This window comes from Alistipes sp. CAG:29, from assembly GCF_000435435.1.
Classification (GTDB): domain Bacteria; phylum Bacteroidota; class Bacteroidia; order Bacteroidales; family Rikenellaceae; genus Alistipes; species Alistipes onderdonkii.
Genome location: NZ_FR893452.1, coordinates 21,547 through 29,830, shown reverse-complemented (window position 1 = coordinate 29,830; position 8,284 = coordinate 21,547). Strand labels below are relative to the sequence as shown.

6 protein-coding genes and 2 pseudogenes (1 of these 8 cut by a window edge) are annotated in these 8,284 nt (G+C 57.7%); 4 read left to right on the top strand and 4 right to left on the bottom strand.

Annotated features, from left to right (window positions below; all coding sequences use genetic code 11):
- Nucleotides 1-214 (bottom strand): annotated as a pseudogene (gcvH, locus tag QVP03_RS05605) (glycine cleavage system protein GcvH); it reaches 192 nt to the left of the window's first position.
- A gap of 193 nt (nucleotides 215-407) precedes the next feature.
- On the opposite strand from gcvH, the gene QVP03_RS05600 reads away from it, so the two are divergent.
- Nucleotides 408-1,934, top strand: a complete 1,527-nt coding sequence (locus QVP03_RS05600) for a hypothetical protein (RefSeq protein WP_256166515.1) — start codon at nucleotides 408-410, stop codon at nucleotides 1,932-1,934.
- Nucleotides 1,935-1,937: 3 nt separating this feature from the next.
- Entirely contained in the window at nucleotides 1,938-2,576 is a 639-nt protein-coding gene (locus QVP03_RS05595) for a hypothetical protein (RefSeq protein ID WP_022332573.1), read from the top strand.
- A gap of 64 nt (nucleotides 2,577-2,640) precedes the next feature.
- On the opposite strand, the gene QVP03_RS05590 is transcribed toward QVP03_RS05595, so the two are convergent.
- The 3 genes from QVP03_RS05590 to QVP03_RS05580 are packed head-to-tail and all read right to left on the bottom strand — an operon-like array spanning nucleotide 2,641 to nucleotide 5,317.
- On the bottom strand, nucleotides 2,641-3,393 hold the full coding sequence (locus QVP03_RS05590) for a biotin--[acetyl-CoA-carboxylase] ligase (protein WP_022332572.1): 753 nt from the start codon (nucleotides 3,391-3,393) through the stop codon (nucleotides 2,641-2,643).
- Nucleotide 3,394: 1 nt separating this feature from the next.
- Nucleotides 3,395-4,465, bottom strand: coding sequence for a TlpA disulfide reductase family protein (locus QVP03_RS05585; protein WP_022332571.1), 1,071 nt, complete (start codon nucleotides 4,463-4,465; stop codon nucleotides 3,395-3,397).
- Between the two features lie 24 nt (nucleotides 4,466-4,489).
- On the bottom strand, nucleotides 4,490-5,317 hold the full coding sequence (locus QVP03_RS05580; RefSeq protein WP_022332570.1) for a 2,3,4,5-tetrahydropyridine-2,6-dicarboxylate N-succinyltransferase: 828 nt from the start codon (nucleotides 5,315-5,317) through the stop codon (nucleotides 4,490-4,492).
- A 162-nt stretch (nucleotides 5,318-5,479) separates the two neighbouring features.
- Here QVP03_RS05580 and QVP03_RS05575 point away from each other — a divergent pair, with 162 nt between their 5' ends.
- Both QVP03_RS05575 and QVP03_RS05570 read left to right on the top strand, forming a co-directional pair.
- Nucleotides 5,480-7,615 (top strand): prolyl oligopeptidase family serine peptidase, encoded by a 2,136-nt coding sequence (locus QVP03_RS05575; RefSeq protein ID WP_022332569.1) that lies wholly within the window; start codon nucleotides 5,480-5,482, stop codon nucleotides 7,613-7,615.
- Between the two features lie 81 nt (nucleotides 7,616-7,696).
- Nucleotides 7,697-8,284 (top strand): annotated as a pseudogene (locus QVP03_RS05570) (aspartate kinase); the annotation flags it as partial.

The window sequence follows — 8,284 nt, the reverse complement described above, 5'->3', positions numbered from 1 at the left end:
TGGGCAGGAATGCGTCGCTCACGGTTTTTACGGCTTCGATCGAGCCGAATACTTCGCCCGCGGCGAGGGTTTCGCCTACGGTCGGCACGTCTACGAAGACGATGTCGCCCAATTGGCTCTGTGCGAAGTCGGTGATGCCGATTACGGCCGTGTCGCCCTCGACGCGGCACCACTCGTGGTCGTTCGAGTATTTCAGATTTGCGGGTACGTTCATGGTGTGGTTATCGTTTAAAATTCAAATGCGGTTTTTTCATTGCAAATATAACTGTTATTTCCGTAACAGCAAGGATTTATGTTATATTTTTAACTCAATAACCGTAAGGGTATCCGAAGTTTTTGGGATGTCGTAAATATTTGTTAATTTTAAAACAACTTACGTCACGACGGAAACCCTGAAACCACAACCTGTGAAAAAACGATCCTATTTGATTGCCGCAGGATGTACTGTTGTCCTGTATGCCCTTTCGGCCTGTTCCGATCATGCGGCGAATGATACCGCGCAGGCCGGAAATCCGGAAACTATGTCCGTGGCCGAGGCACGCCGCTATTTCGAGCGTGTTGCGGCACCGACCAGAGCCGGGAGTGAAGAGGGGACGCTGACGCTCGGGACTTATATGCCCGACTGGTCGCTGGCGACGGTCTCGGCCGGGGAAGTGCTTTCCAGTACCGATGTGCCTGTCCGGGGCGAGTTCCGCTATTTTCGTTATCGGATCGACGAGTACGGCGAACCGCGTTTTACCCCGATCTACCACAAACTGGTCGTCGTAAAGGATTCCCGCAGCGGTGTCATGAGCAGCTATCTGCGTTTTTATGTTCCCGATCCGGACTATGCCGCGGGGCGCACGGCCGACGACTACGACAGGCTGCTCAACAGCGGCTCCAAGGGGGATTTCACCGGGCTGGCGGTTTACACCTCGCTCGACGGATTTCCGGTTCATGCGGTTCGTTATGCCGGAGGAGCATGCCAGGCTGAAGCGTTCCTTTACGATAAGTCGCGGACACAGGCGGAAAATACTGCCCGCCTGGGCGAAATGCTGGATGGCCTGAGTGTCGTGTGCAGCCGGGAAACAGCGGTGACACGTGCGGAGGCGGAGTCAGAGAAAAGCGAGCCGGTTGACGGCGGCGGTATAGAGGCGGTTGTGGTTTCTGCCAAGCGCCCTGTAAACCATATCAAACCTGTAAACCATATCAAATATGAGCGTCCGGATACGGATCCCGTCAAGCCTACCGAAGAGGATCGGGGCCCTTCGGGCAGCGGTGGCGGCGGTGGCGGTGCCTCCTCTAATCCGGGAAGTCCGGCCAACACCCGTTATCGGGAAAATGAAAATATAATGCTTGCTTCCGACAGCAGGGAAAAACTGGAACCGTTGCTGGATTCGTTGCGCCAGGATTGTATGGCCGGGAAGATTATCGGTTCGATCCGGGGGAATGTAACGATCCGCACCGGTTTTTTCGGAAGTTCGGTGATGATCCCGACTGCCTATTCTTTCGAAGGCGGTACCGTATGGGACGATTTCGAGATCAGGATGGGGTCTCGGCTCGACGATATCACTTTGCTCGAAGAGCTTTTCCATACGCACCAATGTTCGGGCAAAACCCCCGAAGAGTACAGGGGCATGCGGCTCAATAACGAGATCGAGGCCAAACTGTGCTGGTATATGTATCGGTTGAAAATCGGGAATATGAACGGAGTCAGTAAATATATCAGTGAAGGCGAGGGGCGACGGATATTTGGAACTTTGAGTAAATATATTATGGCCGGAAATATAAAAAGTGATAATTTTCGAGAAGAATATCGGAATGCCGCGTCCTTGCTAAGGAGTATGAGCCGTTCATACGCGGATGTTACGCTATATCCTTTTTCCGAGGATGCTGTGAACGTCGATGTTTTAATGAAAATGATGGAGGATTGTCCGGAATATAAAAATGAATAGCATATGAAAAGAGTGTTTAGCATCATTATTATTTTGGGGCTTGGATCAACTGTTTCCGCTCAGGATTACTATACGGGCCGGGATCGTATTACTGCAGACGGGATTACATTTTTGGCTTCTGTCTACCAGGGCGTAATTCTATCTTTGGCCAATATAACCAATACCCGGGAAAATGCACCGGAAGTTTATAAGGATGGCAGCCCTATCGAACCGGAATTCGAAGAATACGCCGTTGCGAATACGATCCCCGGATGTGTGGAAAAGGCTTTTACAGAGACTTTTACGCGGGAGGAGTATGAACTGTTGCGAACAGATGCAGAAGCCGTTCTTACAATAGGTTATGTCATTTCACCAGCGGGTGTTACGGAAGAAGTTTCGTTTACAATAGATTATGTTCCTTGTATGTTGGCTATTCCGCCATCCAAATTCGCATTGCTGGAAAAGAATCTCAAGCGATATGTGAAATGGGACGTTAATCTTTTCGGCCGGAAATTGCAGTTTATGCATGGGATGAGTTTTGTCAACTTTTCGAAGATACGCCTTCAATATCCGTCATCGGAACCTGAAATTCCGGACTTGACGGTGCCGACAGGGCCCCGCAATCCCGGGGATGAAGAGTTGAAACCTGCTCCGTGGAATTGACGTTGCCTGCTCGAGCGTACGGCCCTCCGGGAGTTTTGCGATCGATTCTAATGATTATGGCAATTCAGCTTTTCCCGGCGATCACGAATTCGATCTCCCGGAAGAGGTATGCGTGCCGCGTGCCGTCGGCGTGGCGCAGGATCAACTCGCCCGAGGGGCGTACGCCTTCGAGGACGGCCTCGACGAGCGTGCCGTCGGGGCGGCGGTAAGGGTGGGTTTCGCCCAGCCGGTACATGCGTTTCCGGTACTCTTCCTGCAAGGCCGCCTTTTCGCCCCGTACGAGCTGGTCGTAGCGGCCCATGCAGCAGGCATGGAAGGATTCGAGTACCTCGCGGCGGTCGAACGTGCGGCCGCTGGCGCGGTCGAACGTGCGGCCGCTGGCGACCGCCATCGACACGGGGTTGGGCAGTGCGGGGTCGAACGCACGCTGGTTGACGTTGATGCCGATGCCCGCGATCGTCCGCGCGAGGGTCGGGCCCGAATAGCTGTGCTCGATGAGGATGCCGACCAGTTTTTTGTCGCCGACATAGATGTCGTTCGTCCATTTGATGCGGGCGTCGATGCCGAAGGCGGCGAAGGTGTCCGTAAGCGCCAGCGTGACGGCTTCGGAGAGCAGGAACTGTTCGCCGACGGGCAGGAATACGGGTTCGAGCACCAGCGTGAAGGTGAGGTTCTCGCCTTCGGGGCTCGTCCACGAATGCCCCCGCTGCCCGCGCCCGGCGGTCTGCCGTTCGGCCCAGACGATGTCGCCGTGGCGGTATTCCGGCCGCTTGGCGTCGTCGTTGGTCGAGGTGGTTTCTGCGATGCGGTAAATCATGTTATTGCTTGAAAAGTTCTCCGAGGGTTTCTGCGAGCACCTTGCCCCGCAGTTCGCGGGCGACGACTTCGCCCGTCGAACAGTCGATCAGGTAGTTGGTCGGGAATTTGGTGACGGAGTAGAGGTCGCAGACACGCCTGTCGGCGTCCGTCAGGTTAATCCACGCCATCCCGTCTTCGGCGATGGCTTTTTTCCATGCCCCGGCGTCTTTGTCCGTCGACAGCCCGACGACTTCGAATCCCTTGTCGTGATAGGCCTCGTAGGCAGTCCTGATATGCGGCATCTCGCTGCGGCAGGGCACGCAGTCGGCGAACCAGAAGTCGAGCAGGAGGTAGCGGCTGCGTTTCATGACCTGGCTTAACGTGACCGGGTTGCCTCCGGCGTCGTTCGCCGTGAAATCCACGTATCGGGCGAGTTCCCGCGACCGGAGCACGCGCTCGATATGTTCGAGGGGGCGTTTCATCAGCCGGCAGGTGCGCAGGTGAGGCGGGAAGAGGCTGACGATCGAATCGACCCGGGCCCGCGAAATGTCCTTGTCGTAATGGATAACGCCGTCGACCATCGCCACTCCGAAGATATTGTCGGTGTTGGCCGCGAGGTTGCGCGCCGAGGAGCCGATCAGGCTGTCGAGCAGCGCGGCGCGGTAGGCCTGGTCGTGGTCTTCGAAATTGTAGGCATGCAGCGCCCGGTTCACGAATCGCAGGTGCGCCCCGAAAGCGTCGTTGGCCGGGGTGCCGGAGGGATAGTACTCGATTTTGTCGTGGTTGCTGGACTCCTCGGCATTCAGGCGTCCCTCGATGCGGATATTGCCCGGCTCGATATAGAGCACTGCGGCAGTTTGTCCGTTTTTACGCACGAGGGCGGCTGCCGTCGGTTCGTCGTAGCGCCCCTTGTAACGGAACGAGCCGTCGGGGGCGGGAAGCACGGTGAGCGTGTCTTTCGTGACGGATTCGACCAGTGCGACCGAGTCGTTCAGCCCCTCGATATGTCCCGTAAGGGTATAGCGGAAGCCTGTCGGGCGGCATCCGGACAGCAGTGTCGCGGCAGTCAGCAGGAGCAGTGTCTTTTTCATGGGGCGGCGGTTCGCAGACCGGGGTTATACCGATACGCCGAAATCGCGCAGGGCGTCGTTCAGCGAGGTTTTTTTGTCGGTGGACTCCTTGCGCTGGCCGATGATCAGCGCGCAGGTGATGCTGTATTCGCCCGCGGGGAACTGTTTGCGGTAGCTGCCCGGGACGACCACCGAACGCGGCGGCACGTAACCCTTGTAGGTGACGGGCTCCGGCCCCGTGACGTCGATGATGTGCGTCGAGCCGGTGATGACGGTGTTCGAACCGAGCACCGCCTCGCGGCAGACATGCGCCCCCTCGACCACGATCGAACGCGAGCCGATGAAGCAGTTGTCCTCGATGATGACCGGGGCGGCCTGCACGGGTTCCAGTACGCCGCCGATGCCCACGCCGCCCGATAGGTGGACGTGCTTGCCGATCTGGGCGCAGGAGCCGACCGTGGCCCACGTGTCGACCATCGTGCCCGTGCCGACATAGGCGCCGATGTTGACATACGACGGCATGAGGATCGCACCCGGGGCGATGTAGGCGCCGTAGCGCGCCACGGCGTGCGGTACGACGCGCACGCCCAGCTCCTCGTAGCCGTGCTTGACCTCCATCTTGTCGTACCACTCCAGTTCCCCGGCCTGCATCTTGCGCATGGGCTGGATCGGGAAATAGAGGATGACGGCCTTTTTGACCCACTCGTTGACTTTCCATTCGCTTTTGGCCGGGTCGACGGGCTCCGCCGTGCGCAGCTGTCCTTTGTCCACCAGTTCCACCACCTGCCGCACGGCCTGCCGTACGGGTTCTTCGCTGAGCAGTTCCCGGTTTTCCCAGGCCTGTTCGATTATCTTTTTGAGTTCGCTGTACATGATTTTCGGTTGTTTTTGCAAGCCAAAGTTACGCAAAAACTTCGGTTTCCCGGCTTGTAGGGTGAAAAATAACCCTTTTGCAGGCCGGTAAGGGGAAAAATGTGTGTGGTTTCTTATTTTTTCCTAACTTTGCCACGATATTCACCCAAACTCCGGAATGCTATGATGAAATTGACACGCAAGGCCGTGGCCCTCGCGGGGGCGGCGGCGATGATGGCAAGTTGCAACCACATGAAGCAGATAAAACACATGCCCTACCCCGAGACGCAGCGCACCGACGTGGTGGACGACTATTTCGGGACGAAGGTCGCGGATCCCTACCGTTGGCTGGAAGACGACAATTCGGAGGCGACGGCGGCATGGGTCAAGGCCCAGAATGCCGTGACGCAGGATTACCTGTCGCAGATTCCGTTCCGCGACGCGATCCGCGGGCGGCTGACCCAGCTGTGGAATTACCCTAAGGAGGGCATCCCGGCCAAACACGGCGATGCGTGGTACTATTTCTACAACGACGGGCTGCAGAACCAGTCGGTGCTCTACCGTACGACGGCCCCCGGTGCGCAAGGCGAGGTGTTCCTCAATCCCAATACGCTCTCGGACGACGGGACGGTGGCGCTTTCGTCGGTGGCTTTTTCCAAGGACGGGAAATACTGCGCCTGCGCGGTGGCCGAATCCGGCTCGGACTGGGTCGAGATTCGTGTGATGAACACCGCCGACCGCACGTTCACGACCGATAAGATCAACTGGGTCAAGTTCTCCGGCGCCGAGTGGGCGCCCGATTCCAAAGGATTCTATTACAGCGCTTACGACGCTCCTGAAAAAGGAGTGTTCTCTTCGCAGAACCAGTTTCAGAAAGTCTATTACCACCGCCTCGGCACGCCGCAGTCGGCCGACAAGCTGATTTATATGGATGCCGAACATCCGCTGCGTTACTTCTCGGCATGGCCCTCGAAGGACGGCAAATGGCTCTTCATCTCCGCTTCGGAGGGTACGTCGGGAACCGAGATACTCTATAAGAAAGTTTCCGAGCCGAAATTCCGTACGCTGCTGCCGGGCTTCGATGCCGATTACGCGCTCGTAGAGTGCCGTGACGACCGGCTCTATTACATAACGAACAAGGATGCGGCGAACAATGCGCTGATGAAGGTCGACCTGAACGACCCGTCGAGCATAACGGCGGTCATTCCGGAAAATGAAAAGAGCCTGCTCGAAAATGTGACCGCCGCCGGGGGATACTTCTTCGCCTCTTATCTGCAGGATGCGCAGGGCAAGGTCGTCCAGTACGGCTTCGACGGCAAACCGGTGCGCGACATCGAACTGCCGGGCATCTGCACCGCCGCAGGCTTCGACGGCGACGACGAGGCAGCCGAAATCTATTATTCGGTGTCCGGCTACACGGCTCCCGCCACGATCTATAAGTTGGATGTCGCCTCGGGCGAATCGACGCTGTTCAAGGCTCCGGACGTGAATTTCGATCCCGCGCTGTTCACCACCGAGCAGGTGTTCTACACCTCGAAGGACGGCACGAAGGTGCCGATGTTCATCACACACCGCAAGGATCTGAAGCTCGACGGCAAGAATCCGTGCTACCTCTATGCCTACGGCGGGTTCCAGATCAACCGCACGCCCGGTTTCCGTCCCTCGGCCATCATGTTCGTCGAGCAGGGCGGCGTCTTCTGCGAAGCGAACCTGCGCGGCGGCTCGGAGTACGGCGAGGCATGGCACAAGGCCGGGATGCTGGAGAACAAACAGAACGTCTTCGACGATTTCATCGCGGCGGCCGAGTACCTGATCGCCAACAAGTATACCTCGAAGGACAAACTCGCCATCGCGGGCGGTTCGAACGGCGGACTGCTGGTCGGCGCCTGCGAGGTGCAGCGCCCCGACCTCTATGCCGTCTGCCTGCCGGCTGTCGGTGTGATGGACATGCTGCGTTACCACAAATTCACGATCGGCTGGGGCTGGGCCGTGGAGTACGGATCGAGCGAAAACGAGGAACAGTTCGACTATATCTATAAGTATTCGCCCCTGCACAATATCCGCGAGGGTGTGCAGTACCCTGCGACGCTCGTGACGACCGCCGACCACGACGACCGCGTCGTCCCGGCGCACTCGTTCAAGTTCACCGCTCAGATGCAGCATTGCCAGGCGGGCGACGCCCCGATCCTGATCCGCATCGAGTCGAAGGCCGGGCACGGCGCAGGCAAACCCACTTCGAAGCGTATCGACGAGGAGGCGGACACCTATGCGTTCCTGTTCCAGAACATCGGGGTGCCTTATAAACCCGTTGCGAAGTAGTTTTCGGTATATTGCCGGCTGCCTTCACTGGCCATGGAAGGCACCGGCCGATTTTTAGTCAGGTTAGTAAAATAAGGTATAATGAAAGTCTATAAATTCGGAGGTGCGTCGGTGAGGAATGCCGACGGGGTGCGCAACCTGCGCAAGATTATCGACGATGAGCAAAACCTCTTCATCATCGTTTCGGCCATGGGCAAGACGACCAATGCGCTCGAAAAGGTGTTCGAAGGGGTGCAGAAGGGCGACAAGGATCTTTCGCTGGAGAATGTCGCGGCACTGCGCGAGTATCATGCCGGGATCATCAACGACCTGTGGCACGGCCCCAAGCGGCTGGAGAAGGTCGATGCCCTGTTCGACGAACTGGAGCGCGTGGCTGTCGGTACGGTCTACAAGCCCGGGGATGCCGAACTGTGGTACGATACGATCGTGGCGTTCGGCGAGCTGGTGTCGACGACCATCATTTCGGAATACCTCAATTATGCCGGGGTGGCGAACCGCTGGATCGACATGCGCCGCTGCTTCCTCACGGAACAGCGCCACAAGGATGCGGGGGTCGACCTCGAGGCTTCGGAGCCGCTGCTGAAAAACGCACTGGCCGAGTGCGTCGAGAACATTTTCATCGGGCAGGGCTTTATCGGCGGGGCACCCGACGGGACGACCACGACGCTC